The 20,887-nt window shown below is 43.6% G+C and carries 15 protein-coding genes; 11 read left to right on the top strand and 4 right to left on the bottom strand.

Annotated features, from left to right (window positions below):
- Positions 1-60: 60 nt before the first annotated feature.
- From ruvB to AC13FX_RS04640, 4 genes are all read left to right on the top strand, one after another.
- Positions 61-1,077: a Holliday junction branch migration DNA helicase RuvB gene (ruvB, locus tag AC13FX_RS04655; RefSeq protein ID WP_482879325.1), complete on the top strand. Its 1,017-nt coding sequence runs from the start codon at positions 61-63 to the stop codon at positions 1,075-1,077.
- A 105-nt stretch (positions 1,078-1,182) separates the two neighbouring features.
- Positions 1,183-2,307, top strand: coding sequence for a methionine adenosyltransferase (gene metK, locus AC13FX_RS04650; protein WP_482879324.1), 1,125 nt, complete (start codon positions 1,183-1,185; stop codon positions 2,305-2,307).
- Positions 2,308-2,702: 395 nt separating this feature from the next.
- The gene (locus AC13FX_RS04645) at positions 2,703-3,479 is read left to right on the top strand and encodes a DUF6962 family protein (RefSeq protein ID WP_482879323.1); all 777 of its coding nucleotides are present in this window, start codon (positions 2,703-2,705) and stop codon (positions 3,477-3,479) included.
- A gap of 56 nt (positions 3,480-3,535) precedes the next feature.
- A complete protein-coding gene (locus AC13FX_RS04640; RefSeq protein WP_482879322.1) occupies positions 3,536-4,873 on the top strand; it encodes an amidohydrolase family protein in 1,338 nt (445 codons plus the stop codon).
- 29 nt (positions 4,874-4,902) lie between these two features.
- Here AC13FX_RS04640 and AC13FX_RS04635 read toward each other — a convergent pair whose 3' ends face one another.
- On the bottom strand, positions 4,903-5,577 hold the full coding sequence (locus AC13FX_RS04635) for a DUF748 domain-containing protein (protein WP_482879321.1): 675 nt from the start codon (positions 5,575-5,577) through the stop codon (positions 4,903-4,905).
- 147 nt (positions 5,578-5,724) lie between these two features.
- Here AC13FX_RS04635 and AC13FX_RS04630 point away from each other — a divergent pair, with 147 nt between their 5' ends.
- The 3 genes from AC13FX_RS04630 to AC13FX_RS04620 are packed head-to-tail and all read left to right on the top strand — an operon-like array spanning position 5,725 to position 8,717.
- Positions 5,725-7,044, top strand: a complete 1,320-nt coding sequence (locus tag AC13FX_RS04630; RefSeq protein WP_482879320.1) for an amidohydrolase family protein — start codon at positions 5,725-5,727, stop codon at positions 7,042-7,044.
- Complete coding sequence (locus AC13FX_RS04625) at positions 7,041-8,231, top strand: amidohydrolase family protein (RefSeq protein WP_482879319.1); 1,191 nt, start codon at positions 7,041-7,043, stop codon at positions 8,229-8,231. Before AC13FX_RS04630 ends, AC13FX_RS04625 begins: the two co-directional genes overlap by 4 nt.
- Before the next feature lie 15 nt (positions 8,232-8,246).
- Positions 8,247-8,717 (top strand): YybH family protein, encoded by a 471-nt coding sequence (locus AC13FX_RS04620; RefSeq protein WP_482879318.1) that lies wholly within the window; start codon positions 8,247-8,249, stop codon positions 8,715-8,717.
- 149 nt (positions 8,718-8,866) lie between these two features.
- On the opposite strand, the gene AC13FX_RS04615 is transcribed toward AC13FX_RS04620, so the two are convergent.
- Positions 8,867-11,449: a M14 metallopeptidase family protein gene (locus AC13FX_RS04615; RefSeq protein ID WP_482879317.1), complete on the bottom strand. Its 2,583-nt coding sequence runs from the start codon at positions 11,447-11,449 to the stop codon at positions 8,867-8,869.
- Positions 11,450-11,594: 145 nt separating this feature from the next.
- Between AC13FX_RS04615 and AC13FX_RS04610 the strand changes: the two genes are divergently transcribed.
- The 4 genes from AC13FX_RS04610 (at position 11,595) to AC13FX_RS04595 (ending at position 17,116) form a co-directional block, all read left to right on the top strand.
- Positions 11,595-12,845, top strand: coding sequence for an Nramp family divalent metal transporter (locus AC13FX_RS04610; RefSeq protein WP_482879316.1), 1,251 nt, complete (start codon positions 11,595-11,597; stop codon positions 12,843-12,845).
- A 91-nt stretch (positions 12,846-12,936) separates the two neighbouring features.
- Entirely contained in the window at positions 12,937-13,602 is a 666-nt protein-coding gene (gene trhA / locus AC13FX_RS04605; protein ID WP_482879315.1) for a PAQR family membrane homeostasis protein TrhA, read from the top strand.
- Positions 13,599-16,541, top strand: a complete 2,943-nt coding sequence (locus AC13FX_RS04600; RefSeq protein ID WP_482879314.1) for a TolB family protein — start codon at positions 13,599-13,601, stop codon at positions 16,539-16,541. The genes trhA and AC13FX_RS04600 overlap by 4 nt, the downstream gene beginning before the upstream one ends.
- On the top strand, positions 16,541-17,116 hold the full coding sequence (locus AC13FX_RS04595) for a DUF2911 domain-containing protein (RefSeq protein WP_482879313.1): 576 nt from the start codon (positions 16,541-16,543) through the stop codon (positions 17,114-17,116). Before AC13FX_RS04600 ends, AC13FX_RS04595 begins: the two co-directional genes overlap by 1 nt.
- A 54-nt stretch (positions 17,117-17,170) precedes the next feature.
- Here the strand turns inward: AC13FX_RS04595 and AC13FX_RS04590 are convergent, their stop codons facing one another.
- Both AC13FX_RS04590 and uvrA read right to left on the bottom strand, forming a co-directional pair.
- Positions 17,171-17,761 carry a porin family protein gene (locus AC13FX_RS04590; protein WP_482879312.1) on the bottom strand — a complete coding sequence of 197 codons (591 nt, stop codon included), beginning with the start codon at positions 17,759-17,761 and terminating at the stop codon, positions 17,171-17,173.
- A gap of 122 nt (positions 17,762-17,883) precedes the next feature.
- On the bottom strand, positions 17,884-20,697 hold the full coding sequence (uvrA, locus tag AC13FX_RS04585) for an excinuclease ABC subunit UvrA (protein ID WP_482879311.1): 2,814 nt from the start codon (positions 20,695-20,697) through the stop codon (positions 17,884-17,886).
- Positions 20,698-20,887: the final 190 nt, after the last annotated feature.

Here is a 20,887-nt window from a genome sequence, read left to right as displayed (position 1 = left end):
TTAGCTCGGAAACTAAGTATTATAATATAAACTTAGCGTTAACAAATACACGATCATAACGTGAATAATCCCCTTTTAAATCCTGAGGAGAAAGAAGAAGCTTTTGAACAGACCGTACGCCCCGGATCTCTTGAGGAATTTATTGGCCAGAAAAAGGCTATTTCAAACCTCGCCATTTTCATTAAAGCTGCCAGACAACGAGGTGACGCGCTTGACCATGTGATCCTTTCCGGACCTCCCGGACTAGGTAAAACGACTTTATCCTATATCATTGCCAACGAAATGGGAGTGAAGATCCGACCGACCACCGGACCGGTCTTGGAAAAACCGGGTGACCTGGCCGGTATGTTAACCAACCTGGAAGAAGGGGACGTACTCTTTATTGATGAGATCCACCGGCTTAACCCGGTGATCGAGGAGTATCTGTACTCTGCCATGGAGGATTATAAGCTGGACATCGTGATCGATTCCGGCCCAAATGCGAGAAGCATTCAGATAGAACTCAATCATTTTACATTGGTGGGTGCCACTACCCGAAAAGGTTTACTGACCGCTCCGCTTCGTGCCCGTTTCGGCATCGATATGCGCTTGGATTATTATGATGTGGAACTGCTGCAGCGAATCGCCCTCCGAACGGCACACCTGATGGGCATGAATATTACTGATGCTGGAGCACATGAGATCGCAAGAAGGAGCCGCGGTACGCCACGGATCGTAAACAAACTCCTGCGCCGTACACGAGATTTTGCACAGGTTGATAATGTAGATACCATCGACGACAAGATAGCTGATAAGGCCCTTAATGCCCTCGATGTTGATCAAAACGGCCTGGACGAAATGGACATCAGGATCCTCAAAGCCATCATCGAAAATTACGATGGCGGCCCGGTTGGATTAAGCACACTGGGTGTGGCTGTTGGAGAAGACAAAGGAACTATCGAAGAAGTATACGAGCCGTTCCTGATCAAAGAAGGCTTTATGCAGCGCACCCCTAAAGGCCGGATCTGTACTAAAAAAGCTTATCAATATTTGAATATCAGTCCAAGTAACTCTAACGGTGATTTATTCGATTCCTGATATTTTTAACCCAAAATCTTTTTTAACTTCGCATCTCAATTTATTGAGTCTATAAACGATAGTCATTCCTAACCGAAAGCACCTTATTTTAAGTTTATTACACACATGAAAAATCTTTTTACTTCTGAATCAGTATCCGAAGGTCATCCGGATAAAATTGCCGACCAAATATCAGATGCCATTCTTGATGCCCTCCTAACCGACGACCCAAACTCACGAGTTGCCGTAGAAACCCTCGTTACTACCGGCCTTGCCGTAGTTTCCGGTGAGGTTACTACCGAGTCTTATGTGGATGTGCAGGAAATTGTTCGTGAAGTGATACGTGATATTGGCTATACCAAAGCATCCTATCGGTTTGATTCAGACAGTTGTGGGGTACTTACCACCATTCACACACAAAGCCCTGATATTGCCATGGGAGTTGATAAAGATGGTGCCGGAGATCAGGGAATGATGTTTGGATATGCCACACGTCAAACTCCGGAATTCATGCCGATGCCGCTGCAGTATTCGCACGACCTGCTTCGGGAATTAGCTCGCATCCGTAAAGAAACCCGCCTTATGCCCTACCTGGCTCCGGATAGCAAAAGTCAGGTTACCATCGAGTATGATGATGATGGTCAACCAAACCGGATTCATACTATCGTATTGTCCACTCAGCACGACGAAGGCGTTGAACAGGCTCAGATCCATGAAGATATTAAGAAACACCTGATCCACAAAGTATTACCTGAAGACCTGCTGGATGAGGATACGATCTATCATGTAAATCCAACAGGTAAGTTTGTGATCGGAGGGCCCCATGGCGATACCGGCCTGACCGGACGAAAGATCATCGTAGATACCTATGGCGGATTTGGTGCTCATGGCGGAGGTGCTTTTTCAGGAAAAGACCCATCCAAAGTTGACCGAAGTGCGGCTTATGCATCACGTCACATTGCAAAGAATATCCTGGCTGCAGACCTTGCAGATGAATGTCTGGTTCAACTGGCTTATGCCATAGGAGTTGCTGAACCTGTATCCATCAATGTGAACACCTACGGTACCGGAAAAATGAGTGATACCGAACTGGCTGCCAAGGTCAAAAAGGTATTTGACTGTACGCCAAAGGGGATAATTGAGCGGTTCAATCTGAAATCTCCAATATACAGACAAACTGCTGCTTACGGGCACTTTGGGCGCGAACAATTTCCATGGGAGAAACTCGATTACGTCGATAAACTAAGTTAGTATTTATTGGCTGTGCTTGCACTATCATTCGTTCCAACGCAGAGCGTATGGAACGAGATGATGGCTTACAGCGTCTCTACTTACTACCTTTTGATAAATCTAACCCTGAGCGTTTGGAACGAGATTTTAGACCGTACAATTAGGGTTTCAATCGTTCCAGCGCAGAGCGTGTGGAACGAGGCGGTAATTGGGGTCTTCAGTTGATCTAAGCAAAAGCACTTTGTTGGCTCATTGAATTACCACTCTTCGTCCTCTCACCTTGAAAGCTTGCTCTGACGCTCTGCGTCGGAGCAACCACAGCCTATCAAAACCCTGCTGATCAGCAATCCAATTCTTTCTATTCGACAATCTCCTCTTTTCTGTTATTTTCCTTGGATTCCCTAATTGATAAATTTATGGAAAACGAAGCTTTACAATCTGCCTCAGGTCAGCCGTCCATAGAAGTGTTCGGTATCACGATCATGGAACCAATGGTAACCTTCACCGACCTGTGGATCACAGCGGTTTGCCTTTTCGCCTTATTTAAGCTCATTAAACTAAATAAAAAGGGTAAAGTGCATCGATACATGCGCTGGTACTTTGGCATCATGGCACTAGCCACCTTCCTGGGCGGGATCTTAGGTCACGCTTTTCAATATGCGGTTGGGCTGGAATGGAAGCTACCCGGCTGGCTCATTAGTATGCTGGCTGTGATGGCCATAGAACGGGCATCGATCATGCATGCACGGCCGGTGATCAATGAGAAATTTGGCAAGTTCATGGAAATTGCCAATGTAGTGGAACTGCTTACATTTGCGGTGATCACCTTCTCTACTTTAAACTTTTTCTTCATTCAGGTTCACTCTGCTTATGGGCTTGGACTTGTGGTTCTGCCTCTTCACTTTTTGGTGTATTGGCGAACCCGTAATGAGGGTAGCCGTATCTTTTTTCTGACTGTGATCTTTGCCACACTTGCCGCTTTCTTTTACACGAGTGAGATCGGTCTGCATACGTGGTTTAACCATCTTGATGTGGCTCATACTGTGATGGCTATCAGCATGTATTGGTTTTACAGAGGTGCTCGTAAACTTGAAGTATTGAAACCAGAGGACATACGTGAACAAAAAGAGACTTTTAGTGACACTTTGGGTGATGCCTTAAATGAAGTAAAGAAAAGTCTGGGATATGATTAGGTACAATCAACCTAAGTATTATATTTGAACTGCTATATCAACTAATCAGCTTTATTATGAAATACTTTCTTCTTGCGATCAGCTTATTTGTGGCTGCTTGTACTTCCGGTCCAACTCAAGATCCGATCACAGTATTTACTAATGTAAATGTGATCACTATGGATAATAATGAAATTCTGATGGACCATAATGTGATAATTGATGGTGACCGGATCGTTGATGTAATTCCTTCTGATGAAATTACGCTGCCGTCAGGAGCAACAGTTATTGATGGAGCTGGTAAATACCTGATGCCCGGTTTGGCTGAAATGCATGGGCATGTTCCACCAACTAACCCAGGCCCAAATGCTCCCGAGTATTTTACCGAGGAATATGTTAAAAATACGCTGTTTCTGTATGTCTCGGCAGGTATCACCACAGTGAGAGGAATGTTGGGTTATGAAGGTCAGCTTTCATTAAAGGATAGCGTAAATTCCGGTGTCTACATCGGGCCTAACCTATATCTGGCAGGACCAAGCTTTAATGGAAATAGTATATCATCCCCTGAGGAAGCAAGAGAACGTGCTATACAGCAATATGAGCAAGGATGGGATCTGCTGAAAATTCATCCAGGATTAACTCTTGAAGAGTATGATGCCATGGTGGAAGCCGCGAACGAAGTGGGCATCACTTTTGGAGGGCATGTTCCTGAAGACGTTGGAGTGATACATGCTATTGAATCCGGGCAGATCACAATCGACCATGTGGATGGATACGTGAGTTATTTAAGTCAGTTTGAGGGAGAAGAGAAAGAAGAAAAATTGGCTGAGGTTATCCGGCTTACCAAACAAAACAATGTGTGGATCGTCCCCACTATGGCACTATGGGAAACCATAATCGGGGCAGCTGATTACGATGCAATGAAAGAATACGATGAGTTGAAATACATCCCAAAAGCGGTAAGACAAAACTATTTCACCTTTGCTGAAGATCCTCAAACCGGGTATGCCATTGGAGATCCGAACGAGCAGGCAAAACTCAGAACTCGAATTCTTGGCGAAATGAACAAAGCCGGAGTGAAGATCCTTATGGGAACTGATGCCCCTCAGTTATTTAGTGTTCCCGGATTTTCCATTCACCGAGAACTTCCCCATATGCAAGTCGCCGGAATGAGCAACTATGAGATCCTTCAAAGTGGTACAAAATATGTGGGTGACTATTTTTCTGAAGAGGATGAATTTGGTATCATCAGTCCGGGGCAGCGTGCAGATCTCATATTATTGGATAGTAATCCTTTAGACGATCTTTCTGCCATTCAGGATCACTCCGGAGTGATGGTACAGGGCAAGTGGTATTCCCGCAAAATGATCAATGAAAGATTGAAAGAAATTGAGAACTATCACTCAAATAATTGATGGTTTAATTGATCACCAATATTCAATGGTCAGTTATCGAAAAGGTTTCTGACCTTATCCTCAAGTTGTTCGGTTACCCCACTTTTCATGGCTTCTTGCATGGCCTTTTGGAATAGTGGTTTCAATACCTCCTGTACACTTTTTTTAACCGTATTATTTTCATCACGCCCGACATCATTTAGGGTGAATTCAGATAAAGTCACCTCTGTTTTTCGCTCTCTGCCTAGACTGCTGCTTACTAGTACCTTCCCATTATTGACCACTAGATGCTCAATTACCAAATTGGTATCCGAATTCTCTGATGAAACTTCATACCCCTGATCCATATTATCACTCAAGGTTTTAAGGTTTATACCCAATCCTTTTTGTTCAAAGAGGATCTCAGGGCTATTTACGATAATTTCATTCACTACGATCTGATCAGATAATAATGAACTTATGTCAACCTTAATTGAAGCTTCCTGAAAATATAGCGCCGTCTCATCGCTATAATTCTCCGGATTTTTAACTGTGAACCCATTAATAGTACCCCTTCCATTAAATACTGAAATATTTACCTTATCGACTGTGACTTGAGTTTGCAGCAGCTCAGAGCCATTTTCTTCGATACCGGATTTAATCATACCGTCCAGGGTAAACGTTATCACCAGTAATAAAAAAAAGAAGGCCACAATAGATCCGGCAATTATTTTTAAAGTGTTCATACTCAAATTTTTCCCATTTTAATATTTAGCTGTTTAAAGCTAAGCTAACTAAGATTGTTCCATTTTCCACTTTTTACGAATGGTAGCTTTACTCCCTGTTCATTTTTTATAAATTGAACACAGCTAATTTTAACTAACTATTATCTTATGAAGAAACCGATACGAAGCTTATTGCTCGCATTGGTTTGTGTGCTTTTGTTTGGGGTTGAAGGATTTTCACAATCTACTCCTCAAGTATTCAAGGGCGCTCAGATCATCCCTATTTCAGGCGAGCCTATCAACAATGGTATTCTTGTTGTTGAGAACGGCAAGATCACTGCTGTTGGTGGTCCTAATACCAGAATTCCCCGAGGAGCTGATGTACATGATGTTTCAGGAAGTGTAATCATGCCAGGACTTGTCGACACACACTCTCACATTGGTGATGGAGACGGTGGCGACCGCTCAGCTACTTTACATCCTGATGTGCGCATTATGGACTCAATAGACCCAAGAAGTCCCTCATTTAAACGAGCCCTTGCAGGAGGCATCACGTCTGTTAACGTCATGCCAGGTTCAGGACACTTGATGAGCGGGCAAACCGTTTATCTTAAACTGCGTGATGCAAATGTTATAGAAGACATGCTGCTTTACACAGATGATGAAAAAACCATTTATGGCGGACTTAAAATGGCCAATGGTACCAATCCGAGAGGAAATCCTCCTTCTCCAGGTACACGAGCGAAAGCTGCGTCCATGGTTCGTGATCTATATATCAAGGCTCAGGAATATCAGGCCAAGGTAGACGCTGCAGATGGCGATGAAAGCAAGATGCCACCTCGCGATATTGGCATGGAAACTCTGGTCGAAGTATTGGAAGGCAAGCGCATAGTACACAACCATACCCACAAGCATCAGGATATTCTGACTGCCATGCGGTTGGCAGAGGAATTTGACTACCGGCTTGTTTTACAACATGTTAGTGAAGCCTGGAAAGTGGCAGATGAAATTGCAGGTTCTGATAATGTATTGGGGGCATCAATTATCACCCTCGATTCGTTTGGGGGAAAAGTTGAAGCTGCCGAGATCAAGAACTCGAATGGAAAGGTGCTGGAAGAAGCCGGTGCTCTTGTTGGTTTTCATACCGATGATGGCATTACTGATTCCAGAATGTTTCTGCGCCATGCAGCACTTGGAATTAAGGAAGGCATGAGCCGTGAAGAGGCTCTAAGAGCGGTAACGATCGCCAATGCCATTATGATGGACATTCAAGACCGGGTTGGTTCCCTTGAAAAAGGCAAAGATGCCGACTTCATCATTCTTGACGGTGATCCCTTCAGCGTATATACCCATGTTCAGGAAACCTGGATCGAAGGGCAGAAAGTCTGGGATCGCAGTAACGAAGAAGATAAAAAATATGCAACCGGCGGATATCAGATCTATCCCGGTACCATTCATACACACCATGGTAAAGGAGGTTTGAAATGAGATTTTTGAAACAACTAATACTGCTACCGGCATTATTACTCGCATTTAACTTTAATGCAAAAGCGCAGATCGCCGTTAAAGGTGAAACGGTTTATACCATGGCTGGTCAACCCATTTCTAATGGCATAGTCCTTATTAAGGATGGAAAAATTGAACGGGTTGGTTCAGGTATAAATATACCTTCCAATTACAAGGTTTATGAGGCCAAGGTTGTAACCCCCGGCTTCATTGACGCTCATTCTGTAGTTGGCCTGGCCGGTCACTTGAATGTTGATGCTGACCAGGATCAACTGGAGACCTCAAACCCTATACAGCCTGAGCTAAGAGCCATAGACGCCTATAATGCTCAGGAAGCACTTGTTAGTTTTCTACGTGATCAGGGAGTAACCACTGTTCATACCGGTCATGGACCAGGTGCCCTTATCAGTGGTCAAACCATGATCATAAAAACAACAGGTAGTACTGTAGAAGACAACCTGATTGAATCCTCTAAAATGCTTGCCTTTACCTTGGGTGACAACCTAAGCCGAGCATTTAGTAAGCCAGGCACAAGAGCTAAAGGGATTGCTATGCTAAGGCAAGAGCTGATCAAGGCTCAGTCCTATCTCGAAAAGAGAAACAGTGAAGAAGATCACAGTAAAGACCTGGGAATGGAAGCCTTAGCCGACTTACTTGAGGGTAAGAAAACAGCTTTGGTTACGGTTCACAAAGCCAACGATATCATGTCTGCCATTCGCCTTCAGGAAGAATTCGGATTTCCAATGATCCTTGATGGTGTTGCCGAAGCCTATATGGTCATCGATGAGATCAAGTCTCGTGGTTATTCTGTGACCATTCACCCATCTATGATACGTCCGGGTGGAGATGCTAAAAATGCCTCCATGGAAACAGCTGCCAAACTTTACGAAGCGGGCATTCCGATCGCTTTTCAAAGTGGTTTTGAAGGATATGTTCCTAAGACCCGTGTGGTTCATTACGAAGCAGGAGTGGCTGCCGCCAACGGTTTAGGTAAGGAAAATGCACTCAAAGTGCTGACCATTGATGCCGCAAAGCTTCTGGATATCGACGATCGTGTCGGATCTCTTGAAAGAGGTAAAGATGCAGATATTGTGATGTTCAACGGTGACCCACTTGAATATGTTACGAATGTCACCGGTGTGATAATAAACGGTGAAAAAGTGAAATGATACTTAAACATACATATGAGTACATCATATAAAGTAGCAACAGAGCCGGATGAAATTCCGGCTCTTTTTGTTGAAGCATGGATGGAAAGAGATCCTAATTACCTGGCTTCCCTCTTTTCCGAAGAAGCTGAATTCGTGAATGTGGTAGGCCTTTGGTGGCATAACAGGGAAGATATAAGAAAGGCACACGCCTTTGGGTTTGATAAGATCTTTGGGAACTCAAACCTGAGGCTAATGGAAACGTCTATAAAATACCTGAAAGAGGATATAGCCGTTGTTCATGCACGTATGAGACTCAAGAACCAAACGCCCAACAAAAATGATGGGCCTACATCGATCAGACAAAATATATTCAGTTTTGTGGTTAAGAAATTAACCGATAAATGGATCTGTGAATCTGCCCATAATACCGATATCATACCGGGCGCTGACACTAATCTTGTGGATAAAGATGGAAAATTCAGATCGGTTAAATACCGGGATTGAATAAACAAGCTTCCTTCCTCTATCTTTCTACTTAGCCGATGTACGTATCACGGCTCGCTAAGACGTATGGTTGCCCAATAAAAAAAGCCTTGCACATTTTTTATGTACAAGGCTTTTATCTATCCCAATAAATTAACTGGAATTACCTATCAGTTCGTAGTTGCTCCGCTTATTGTATTTCCAAAGAATATGGCATTGGCAAACAGCTTATTGGTACCATACCAGAATGCACGGAAATTGGGGTTATCCGTCATTGCGATCACATTACCTCCACCGAAATCACTAACTACAACCGCACCGGAACCTTTGATCAGCTCCAGGTTTTCCTCATTGCTATACCCACTGGCAAGCGGATCGTCTTCAGAGTAATAAACTGGGGTTGAGTATGGATTCTCTCCCTTTTGAATAAACAACGTGTTGTTGCGAAACAGAGTGATATCCTCACGGTTATAACCATATGCCATTGGATGAGTCAGGTCGAGTTTTGCATTGAAGATACTTCCTCCAATTACACCGGCACCGCGATCCTCACCGGCTTTAACATACGGTCGAACGGTCACGGTAGAGTCCTCGTCTTCCTCACGCTCTACATATTCAACATTGGCAAGTCCATGCGATTTTGCCCACCGAATAGCATTCTTAAATACAAGTAAGGTTCCTCCATCCCGGACCCAATTCTTCAGGTTTTCTGCAGCACCGTCAGAGATACTGTAAGTACTTGCAATGATCACATTATATCGGCTAAGATCCATGCGGTCCATATCTTCGTTCTTCAAAATCGACAATGGCATATGATAGCGCTGATCCAATAAGTGCCATGCCTCTCCCACTTCACTGGAGCTACTGCCCTGCCCACCGATCATTGCCACCTTGGGTTCCTCTAAATTTTCAAAATTACGGCTACCCAGGTCCATACCGGATGGGGTCAGTCCCGTTGGCAATTCATAAACCGTGATACCGTCTTCTTCTACAATAGTATTTATCAGCTCATGTACTTTCTCGGGATCATCCTGTGTCCCCATTGATACCAGGATGGTACCGTAGTCAAATTGCTTGGCACCATTGGGTATCACAGACTGAAATTGCCTTGCCGCTACTTTTACCCTGGCTCCATTTGCAAGCAGGCGATAAACTGCTCTCGGAGCGTAATATTCATCCCACTCAAAGGCGTAGGCATATTCAGCTTTTCCACCAACCAGCTCTCCATTCAATTCAACATCTTCAAGAGTAAAATCAGCACCCAACATATTGGAGTTGTAGTCACGGTTCAGCTCGGCAAACGGCAGATTGAAGGCATACGGCATGGTCCACGTAGATACATCGTAAAACAGACTATCCGTAAACTCGGTTCTGCGCTCAAACATGGCCTTCAGCAGCTTGTACTGCTTTTGATTCGTCGGTACGATGTAAGCTTTACCGGCTTTGAAATCATTATAATCTCTGCCCAGCTCGTACACATCGATCTGATTGCGTTCCAGCATCTCAGCTAAGTGCATCCCACGAGCCTGATCCGCTTCTTCCCCAAATACATAGGCTTTGATCGGAGCATTTTCAGCTTCTTCTGCTGCTTCCTGATAGAACTCACGGGTATTAGCCAGTAATTCTTCTTTTAGTCCCTGTACCGCCTCTAATGTAGAAAGTGACGTCACAAACTGATTGCGTATGGTGAACGGAAATTCCAGAATACCATGAATACTTTCCTGTGCATGTCCGCGTGAACTTCCCTGTTCAAACAGAATACCGAGTGACCCATTTACATCCGGATAGGTCGAACCTTTACCGTAGTAGAAGTCATCAAAGCTCTCCTTAGAATAATACAGGGATTGGATATCGTCCAAAGCTTCGGCGTGGTATTCTGCAATCGCGCCGGTCAGTGCCTGATTACGCTCTGGCGTTAAAGGATGTGTTCGGGATGGTATTCCGGGCTGGAAAAAGAAGGTGGAATTGGTTCCCATCTCGTGATGGTCGGTCAACACCTGTGGCACCCACTCATGAAATTTGGCTACGCGGCCTTGCGATTCCGGATGTATCATAGGCATCCAATCGCGGTTCAGGTCAAACCAATAGTGATTGGTACGGCCACCGGGCCAGGTTTCATCAAACTCACGGCTCTGTGGATCGGTCACCAACACATTTAAACTTTTATTGGTATTTGCCCAGTGTGCAAATCGATCTAATCCATCCGGGTTGATACTTGGATCTACGTTTATGATCGTATTATTCAACATATTATTGACATCAGATCCTTGTGCTGCTGCCAGGTAATACACCACAGCAAGCGAGGCGTTTGATCCACTTGGCTCATTACCATGAACGCTATAGCTCATAGTCACAACCGCAGGCATCTGCGACAGATCCAGGTCGTCTGATACAGAGGCATCCGTCAGTTTAAGGTGCTCTTCCTTGAGCTGTTCGATGTTTCGGTGGTTTTGCGGTGAGGTGAACGTTAGCATAAGTAGCGGCCGATTTTCATACGTTCTGCCATATTCTGTAATGGTCACACGATCAGAGGCTTCTGCCACAGCATACATATAATTCACGAGCTGATCATGGCGAACATGCCACTCTCCCAATTCCGCGCCTAATATTTCTGCAGGTGTTGGGATACTTTGGTTGTAGGTGACATCATCGGGAAGGAAATAATCGAGCGTGACGGGCTCAGGATTCAAAACCTGTGCGTGAGCCATCACCCCAAATAGCAACGAAAAAATAGCTGTAAATATAGCTTTCATGAACTTTAAATTAGATTGGTGTTTAGGTCTTTAATTACGAATAGTATGGTACTACTTCAAAATGAAAAATGTTTTTAAAATGATTTAGTGTGACTGGTTTGGATTATGTATCATCAAACTTCTTTAAAACCCATTAATTCCTCTTTTGAACAAGATCAGTTCAACCTTCAAATACGCCTTTGGGCCCGGACTCATTCTCGCGGCTGCGGCTGTCGGGGTTTCTCACCTGGTGCAATCTACCCGCGCCGGTGCGGACTATGGATTCACCCTGGTTTGGGCGGTCATTCTGGCCAGCCTCATGAAGTATCCCTTTCTGGAGTTTGGTCCCCGTTTTGCGGCAGCCACTGAAAAGAGCCTGATCGAAGGTTATGAAAGAATGGGTGGCTGGTCATTATGGATCTACATTATTTTTACGGTTGGAACCATGTTTGCCATTCAGGCAGCCGTGACCATCGTCACCGCAAGCCTGGCCATTGAGCTAACCGGAATCGACTTACCACTTTTAGCCTGGTGTGCGATCATCCTGGCAATCTGTATCGCTGTATTGATAAAGGGACAGTATTCTGCTTTAGATTCCCTCATCAAAGTAGTGATGGTCGTGCTAAGCCTTTCTACATTGATCGCCTATGCCGTTGCCTTTTTTGATGGCCATACCCCAACGATCACCGAAGCCCCATATATCTGGAATGTAGCCGGCATCACCTTCCTGATCGCCTTGATGGGTTGGATGCCAATTCCCATCGATGCCGCGGCCTGGCATTCCCTGTGGACCCTCGAGCGCAGCAAGCAGACCAATCACCGGTCAACACTCAGGGAAAGCCTGCTGGATTTCAACATCGGATATATCGGTTCAGCCATACTGGCTTTGATCTTCCTGGGACTGGGAGCCATGGTCATGTTTGGAACCGGAGTAAGTTTTTCATCGTCCGGAGCAGCCTTTGCCGGACAACTCATCGACCTCTACACTCAAACATTAGGAGAATGGGCACACTGGATCATCATTATTTGTGCCTTTACTACCATGTTCAGCACCACGCTTACGGTTACAGATTCCTATCCGAGAGTGACTCGTGAGATCATCAGGGTGCTAAACCCAAATTCAGTGATGGTTTCAAAAGTTTTGTCTTACAAAAACCTTATGATCCTGATCTCATTGATATCAATTGGCCTGCTTTATATTACGGGAAGTCAGTTCACCCAGATCATAGACCTTGCTACTTCATTATCTTTTTTGACAGCGCCGGCACTCGCCTACATCAATTACAAGCTCATAACCTCGAAACAGGTTACGGAACAGTACCAACCTCAAAACTGGCTTATATACCTTAGCTGGGCCGGAATGTTGTTCCTGACAGCATTTGCCCTCATATTTTTCTACTGGCGATTTTTTATATAAGCCGTTTTTTAAACTTATCATTACATTCATTTATATATGACCCAGAAATCATATATTGATATGTAATACTTTAAAATCAGCGTTTTTTGTTTTGCAGCAGCTATACCCTCCAAGAGAGCCTTTTAATGCATATTCCCATTACTTAGGTGCTTTGATGTCAGCCATCTGGCTTATCTTTTTAATGAAAGCCGGTTCCAACAGTCCTCTTTCCCACCAAGTGTCATTTTTGGTATATGGGATCTCTGTGATCCTCATGTTCCTTTCAAGTGGTATCTATCATACTCTGAACGTTCAAAATAAAACAGAAGAGTTATTTCGCCTTTTTGATCACATCATGATCTATGTAGTTATTGCAGGCAGCTATACCCCTATGTGTGTTATTGCCCTTCAGGGAGCATGGCAGTGGGGTATGCTGATCGGTATCTGGACCTTTGCCCTCGCCGGTATTCTCAAAAAAACACTTTGGTTGAATGCCCCTCGTTGGCTTTCAACGGCACTCTATCTCTTAATGGGTTGGGTTTCCGTGATCATCCTTCCCCAGATCTGGAAGATCCTTCCACCGGCCTTTATTTATTGGATCGCTTTGGGTGGGTTGTTTTATACCGCCGGAGCTATTATATATGCAATCAGAAAACCCAATCCTATCCCAACTGCATTTGGTTTCCATGAGATCTGGCATTTATTTGTAATGGGCGGGGCTTTTTCCCATTATTGGGCGATCTATTACTATTTGCCTGAATTTAAATTTACTGCATGATGAAGTTATATAAGGCTGCAGTTCTGACTGCTTTACTCCTCTTTCCATCCATGGCATTCTCTCAATTATATGTGCCGCTTACCGTTAACCGGCCCGGTGGTCTTGATTGGCAGGAGATAAAAACCGAACATTTTAGGATCATCTTTCCCAATGGAGAAGATTCCCTTGCCTATCGGTCTGCTGCCATTCTTGAAAGTCATTACGCCAAAACCTCAGAACTGACAGGTGGTACACTCAAGAACTTTCCCGTTATCCTCAACAACTATAACGACCTCTCAAACGGTTATGTAACATCCATAAACTTTCGGTCTGAGATCGAACTTCCCTCTATCAGGGGAAAAGGCATGAACCCACAGTCAGGTGATTGGCTTGAGACCGTATTACCTCATGAATTGGTACATGCTGCTCATTTTAATATTCAAATGCCATTGAAAGAGAAAAAAGTCAGCCTTTCCAACTTCATAAGTCTCTTTTCACCAGACCTGGCTCGTACTATTCATGGCTTTCCCCCATATGGTTTACATGAAGGACTTGCCGTTTACTACGAAACCGAATCTGTGGCTCCTATGGGTGGACGTGGAAACTACACGTTTACCATGAACCGGTTCAATTCGAATTTTGCCGGACCGAACCGATGGAATATGGGACAAACTCTTATTCCATCTGATTATTCGCAGCCCTTCAACCGACACTATATTTCCGGATATGCCTTTGTGGACTGGATGCAAAACAAATACGGGGATGAAGTTTCAAAAAATGCCATTCGCTACCACTATCATAACTTCTTTCTTGGATATGGTTTTGCCTTACGTATGAAAACCGGAGATTGGCCGGGTGAACTTTATGATATGTACGAATCCGACCTGGAAGCTGAAGAAGAAAAACGCATTTCAAATATACCCGTAAATACCACTGAACGGTCTGATATCATTGACACGCCTTTTAAGGGGGAAGAAACCCATTCGCCAAAATGGATAGACGATAATTCCTTTCTATTCTACGGTTCCTTTTACAACGGTCGTGTTGGGTTTTACCAATATGATCTAAATACCGGGGATTTTAAGCTACTGAAAGAAACCTTTGGCGTATCCGATTATAATTATGAGCTCGATAATGGCATCCTTTTTTATAGCAGCTACCAAAGAGATCCGTTATTCCCACGCACCTACATATCTGACGTAAACAGGCTAGACCTGTCATCCAAAAAAAACCATAAGGTCACTCAGAATAAGAGAACCTTTGCTCCAACTACAAACGGTGAAACCACACTGGCACTTCAAACGGATGGAACAAATGGTAGGATCGTTGAGGTGTTGGAATCTGGTGAAATAGAAGTGGTTAAGGAGTTTACTAATGCTAATCCGATCAGTCTTGAATTCAACCCTAAAGAACCTGATCAGCTTGCCGTAATTGTTAACAGACGTGGCGTACAGGCCTTATGGATCGCTAAACAGAATAACCTCTCAAAGGACCTCGATGAAGAACCTACCCTAGCCTTTAAAGATGCATCGGTGCATGACCCTGAATGGCATCCTACAGAAAACAGACTCATGTTCACACTGGATGGTGCACCGGCTATGAATATCTATGAGTATGATCTCGATACTAAAAGTATTACTCAGGTTACCAGTTCCCTGTTCAACGCTTTTGAAGGCTCCTATTCCCCCGATGGTGATCGTATCGCCTACATTGTACAGGAGAATAGCGAACGTAAACTCGCATTGCTTGATAGAAACAACTTTTACGGCCAACCTTTGCCAACCACTTCACTTCTGGTAGGTAACGATTTAGACCAAGAACTTAACCGACCACTATTAGGAAATGAGATCATTGATGAGATCAAAACTATCGAAAAGACCAGTTACCGCGGTAATTTCAGCTGGCTGAAACCACGAACTATTTTACCTTCCTACGAGGAGAAATCAGGTACAGCTCAGGTTGGGGCGGTAATTTCAAGTATTGACCCACTTTCCTCACAAGCCTACTCCGTTGAAGTTTCGGGAATCCAAAACCGACTTTGGTACGATGCCACATATATGAACAAAATGTTCTATCCCGGATTTGAGCTATCTGCGTACAGCGATCCTGAATTCTTTGCCATCCCTGACCCTAATCCCAATGTTGACGATACAGTTTCTATTATGAGACAAGATCGTGGGTTTGGACTTACACTACCCTTTAATTATACCTTCCGGGGAGATACCCGTTTCAGCTCATTGAGTTTTTACCCTGGTATAAATGCCGAACAGTTCAAGTATTACGATCTGAATGCCAATGGGTTATCTGACTTCTCTACTCGCTATAGTGCAGAAGTTTTCGCACAATTAAGTCTGGGTATTCTAAATCTTTCAAGAGACATACAACCATCATCCGGTATTTCTTTCTTCGGGATCTATGAAAAAACCCTGAATGAACCAACGGCTGTTATTCAATTTCCGGGTGGACCTGCCAACCGGTTTTTTACAGATCAATGGTCTGCCTATTACGGCACCTTTGGTTATATATCTCCACTTCGAAGGTGGAATCAGTCTTTGCGTTTAGACCTGCAATTTCTGCAACAAAGTGATTCTCCTATATACAGTAACGATACTATTGTTCCACTGGGTTTTGATGTTGAAGAATTCCCAAATTTTGACTTAACCTCCGGTGAAGGATTCAGTCACATTGGGCGTTTTAGTACACGTTATACTATTCCATTATTTTACCCTGACAATGGAGGACTTACTGTTCCGTTTTATTTAAGCAGTATTTATTTAACTGCATTTTCTCACACTTTGACGGATATGGAATCAAACGATCTATTGGATTCCAGTCGGAGTATTTTCGGAGGAGGTCTTCACTTACAATTTAAAGTTTCGAACGTCCTGTTCGACTTCGGCGTTGGTCTTGCATACGAACCTACGAGAAACCGTACTCAACTCATATTTGGTCAGTTTTAATGAAAAGCTCCTTTAACAATAACGCACTTATCATTGTTGCAATACTATTTTCTTCATCTATGATCTTCGGATGTGGGAACAGAAATACTGCTGGTGGTGAAGAGACTGTAGAAACGAGAAAAAGTCCCATTGCTATTGCATCCATTAAAAGCAACAGTACCTATATAAAAGTTGTTTATGGACAGCCTTACAGACGCGGGCGAACCATATTCGGAGACCTTGAACAATGGGGAGAGGTTTGGAGAACCGGAGCTAATGAAGCCACTGAGATCACTATTACTGAGCCTGTCCTCATGGGTGTGGAAGCCATTTCTCCCGGGACATATGCACTATTTACCATCCCTGAGCCTGATTCCTTTACTGTAATTTTAAACCACGAACTCGGTCAATGGGGGGCATTTAATTATAATCCTGAAAGAGATTATAAGCGTATGAAGTTTCCTGTGACAGATCTTGATGACCCTGTGGAAGCCTTCACCATAGAATTTTCTAAAGCTCAATACAGTACAACCACCATGTCACTTAAATGGGGCCTTGTTCAAGTCGATATTCCCATTCGTTTTTATGGTGAATAAAAAAAGGCAATGATCTCTCATTGCCTTTAATTTCATAAATGTTCTACCGGTGATCTAAAAGTTAATACCGACTGCCAGGGCAAACGCACCGTTCTTTTCTCCATCAGCAAAGTCATCTTCGAAAACATCGGTTAATCCCGCAGTGTATCTTATCTCAAAATTAAGCTTAGAGACCTGCACACCGGCGCCGACTACAACACCAAAATCAGTGTTTTTGAAAAACTCATCAGCATCAACACTTAGGTTGCTATCCTCTATCTCTGAATTAATATTAAAGCCTGCATATGGCCCAAAGAATACTTCAGGTTTGACCGGTACGCCAGGGGCCCCAAAACCAAACTTTGCTAAAACGGGAATTTGAATGTAGTCCGCTGAGAATTTGGCATCTGAACCTTCATCTTTTGCTCCATACTGAGCATAAAGTATCTCAGGCTGAATTGCAGCAGGGGAAGCAGGTATATTAAATTTAGCATACACTCCCCCTAAAAAACCGGCTTTATACTCGACACCGTCAGCATTGTTGAATGTGGAGTAGTTAAGGCCGGCTTTAACACCGAACTTTGGTAGCACCTGAGCTTGTGCTGTAGCGCTAAACAGGAGAACTAATCCCGTGATTATACTTAGAACTGTAATTTTATTTTTCATTTTGACCCTTGTTTTTATTGTTATTTAGCTTTTTTTACCGCTGTAACCTCAACTGGTCATTTTAACGAAATTGGAACCTATTCACAATACTATTTAGTCTACTGTTACACCTTTCATTTAGGTTATGTTCCTAAGTAATCTTTAAGGAAATGACCGGTATGACTCTTATCCAATTTCATGATGTCTTCTGGTGTACCCTCTGCTATTACCTGTCCGCCGCCAAAACCACCTTCCGGGCCAAGATCTATGACCCAGTCGGCACATTTTATGATATCAAGGTTGTGTTCAATAATGATCACTGAATGCCCCTTTTCCACCAATTCATTGAAAGAGTCCAAAAGTTTGGCAACATCCTCAAAATGTAGGCCCGTTGTTGGTTCATCGAAAAAATATAGGGTGTGATCAGTGGATGTTTTTGAAAGGAACCGGGCCAATTTAACCCGTTGTGCCTCACCTCCGGAAAGTGTGGTCGCACTTTGTCCTAACTGCAGGTATCCAAGTCCCACGTCTTCCAAAGGCTGCAATTTATTCACGATCGTCGTTTCATCCACAAAGAACTCAATAGCCTCAGAAACCGGCATTTCTAAAACATCATGTATATTCTTTCCACGATACTTCACATTAAGGACATCTTTTCTGAACCGTGTCCCGTTACACACTTCACAAGTGAGCTCTATGTCTGCCATGAACTGCATTTCTATACGCTGAACACCTTCCCCCTGACAATTCTCGCATCGTCCACCCGGTACATTGAAAGAAAAATGTCCGGGAGTGTATCCCATGATCTTAGCCTGCTTCGTATTTGCAAAAAGGTCGCGGACTCCATCAAATGCTTTGGTATAGGTAGCCGGGTTTGATCTTGAAGATCTTCCGATCGGACTTTGATCCACCATCTCCACCCCATGAACCCCTGACATGCCTGACAGGTCAGAAAAACGACCGACTTTATCATTATATGACCCAATATGTTTTTGAATCCCGGCATACAAGGTATCATGCACCAGCGTTGACTTTCCTGATCCTGATACTCCTGTCACAACAGTCATCATGCCAAGAGGAAAATCCACATCGATATTCTTCAGGTTGTGTTCTGAGGCCCCTTCCAGTGAAATAGTTTTTCCATTTCCTTTTCTTCGTTTCTTAGGAACCGGGATTTCCTTTCTACCACTCAGAAATTTTCCGGTCAATGTATCTGACTTTAATAACTTATCCACAGTCCCCTGAAAAACGACTTCTCCACCATGTACTCCGGCAAATGGACCTATATCGATCACATTATCAGCAGCTTTGATCATTTCAGGGTCATGTTCAACTACCAAAACAGTGTTACCTATATCCCGCAGTGACTCGAGTATCTTGATCAGTCGATCATTATCACGTGGATGTAATCCAATCGTCGGCTCATCCAATACATACAAGCTGCCGATCAGGGAGCTCCCCAAAGCATTGGCCAGGCTGATTCGTTGAGACTCCCCTCCACTCAAAGTATTAGCAAGTCGGTCCAGGGTAAGATAATCAAGTCCAACCTCATCCAGATATTTCAAACGTTTTCTGATCTCATACAAGATCTGCCCAGCAACACCTTCTTCAAACTCAGTGAGTTCCAGTTTATCAAAATATTCTCTGGCATGGCCAATTGTCAGCTCAGAAACTTCCCCTATATGCAGATCCCCTACCTTCACATATAAGGCATCCTTTCTAACACGATATCCCTCACAGTCCGGGCAACGACTATATCCTCTATATCGAGAATACAACACCCGCATATGAACTTTATATGACTGATTTTTGATTTCATCGAAGAACTTCCAAATACCGATGTATTCATCTTTCCCTTTCCAGATGATGTCTTTCACTTCTTTGGGAAGGTCTGCATAAGGAGTGTCAATAGATATCTTTTCACGGGCACATACCTTGATCAGATCACGCAGATGCATGCTAAACTTCTGAGAGGTAAATGGAGCAATGGTACCGTTTCGAATGGTTTTTTGATGATCCGGAATAACGAGGTCTTCATCAATGCCTGCTACTTTTCCAAACCCCTCACATTTGTCACAGGCTCCAAATGGGTTGTTGAATGAAAACATTTGAGGCGTTGGTTCATGAAATTCCATGCCATCCATCTCAAATCGCTCACTGAAATGTAGCTCTTCCCCATCGCGCATCTTAATAGAGCACCTCCCCGCACCTTCTTGAAATGCTGTTTCAAGTGAATCTGCGATCCGGGTTCTTGTTGCCTCATCATCCTTTAAAACCAGACGATCGATCAGTACTCTGTGCTTATCTGCTTTGAATTTTTTAAGGTTGACCTCATCGGTTGTCAGATCGATCAGGCTTTCATCATCAATATTAAGTAAGCGGGTCAATCCTTTTTCTTTCAATACTTTTAGTTCCTCATCCAACTTTTTCTTGTCATGATGAGGGATCGGATGAACAACATAAAAACGATCGCTATCTTCTTGAGTGTCATACAGTTTTTTTATGGCCGTTCTTGGAGAGTCTTTTTTGACCCGTTCACCTGAAATGGGAGAGATCGTCTTACCTATACGTGCAAAAAGCAGCCTAACATAATCATATATCTCTGTGGTGGTACCAACCGTTGACCTAGGGTTATTGGAGGTCGTTTTCTGCTGAATGGCCATTGCCGGCGAAATACCCTGCATGAAATCCACATCCGGCTTGTCCATTCGCTCCAGGAATTGACGCGCATAACTTGAAAGGCTCTCAACATAACGGCGCTGACCTTCAGCATAGATCGTATCAAAAGCTAAACTTGATTTTCCCGACCCTGACACTCCAGTAACTACTGTGAGCCTACCGCGAGGGATCTCAACATCGATATTCTTAAGATTATGGGTCCGGGCACCCTTTATAATAATGGGGCGTTCTTCTTCCTGCTTTTTTGCTTCTTTAGAGGCCGTTTTAGTTTTGGACATGTATGATCTTTCCTGAATTTTTCGAACCTTGAATATAAGGATTTAACGGCGGCAAACCGACATTAGGTTCCAACAAAATATCAGGCATTAACTATCCGTATACAGACAAATTATTTCTGCTCGTGCTTTGCCGATCAATTATTCTAAATATATCCTAAAACAAAAAAGCCGGGCAAATGGCCCGGCTCCT

The sequence above is a fragment of the Gracilimonas sp. B-17 genome (genome assembly GCF_056857935.1).
This window is presented reverse-complemented; position numbering and strand designations above follow the sequence as displayed.

What these genes read in the sequence shown, in the direction of transcription:
- AC13FX_RS04600 (WP_482879314.1), top strand. Translation starts at nt 13,599, where the DNA reads ATGATGAAGTTATATAAGGCTGCAGTTCTGACTGCTTTACTCCTCTTT.
- AC13FX_RS04640 (WP_482879322.1), top strand. Translation starts at nt 3,536, where the DNA reads ATGAAATACTTTCTTCTTGCGATCAGCTTATTTGTGGCTGCTTGTACT.
- AC13FX_RS04595 (WP_482879313.1), top strand. Translation starts at nt 16,541, where the DNA reads ATGAAAAGCTCCTTTAACAATAACGCACTTATCATTGTTGCAATACTA.
- AC13FX_RS04625 (WP_482879319.1), top strand. Translation starts at nt 7,041, where the DNA reads ATGAGATTTTTGAAACAACTAATACTGCTACCGGCATTATTACTCGCA.
- AC13FX_RS04635 (WP_482879321.1), bottom strand. Translation starts at nt 5,577, where the DNA reads ATGAACACTTTAAAAATAATTGCCGGATCTATTGTGGCCTTCTTTTTT.
- AC13FX_RS04615 (WP_482879317.1), bottom strand. Translation starts at nt 11,449, where the DNA reads ATGAAAGCTATATTTACAGCTATTTTTTCGTTGCTATTTGGGGTGATG.
- metK (WP_482879324.1), top strand. Translation starts at nt 1,183, where the DNA reads ATGAAAAATCTTTTTACTTCTGAATCAGTATCCGAAGGTCATCCGGAT.
- AC13FX_RS04645 (WP_482879323.1), top strand. Translation starts at nt 2,703, where the DNA reads ATGGAAAACGAAGCTTTACAATCTGCCTCAGGTCAGCCGTCCATAGAA.
- AC13FX_RS04590 (WP_482879312.1), bottom strand. Translation starts at nt 17,761, where the DNA reads ATGAAAAATAAAATTACAGTTCTAAGTATAATCACGGGATTAGTTCTC.
- AC13FX_RS04630 (WP_482879320.1), top strand. Translation starts at nt 5,725, where the DNA reads ATGAAGAAACCGATACGAAGCTTATTGCTCGCATTGGTTTGTGTGCTT.
- uvrA (WP_482879311.1), bottom strand. Translation starts at nt 20,697, where the DNA reads ATGTCCAAAACTAAAACGGCCTCTAAAGAAGCAAAAAAGCAGGAAGAA.
- AC13FX_RS04620 (WP_482879318.1), top strand. Translation starts at nt 8,247, where the DNA reads ATGAGTACATCATATAAAGTAGCAACAGAGCCGGATGAAATTCCGGCT.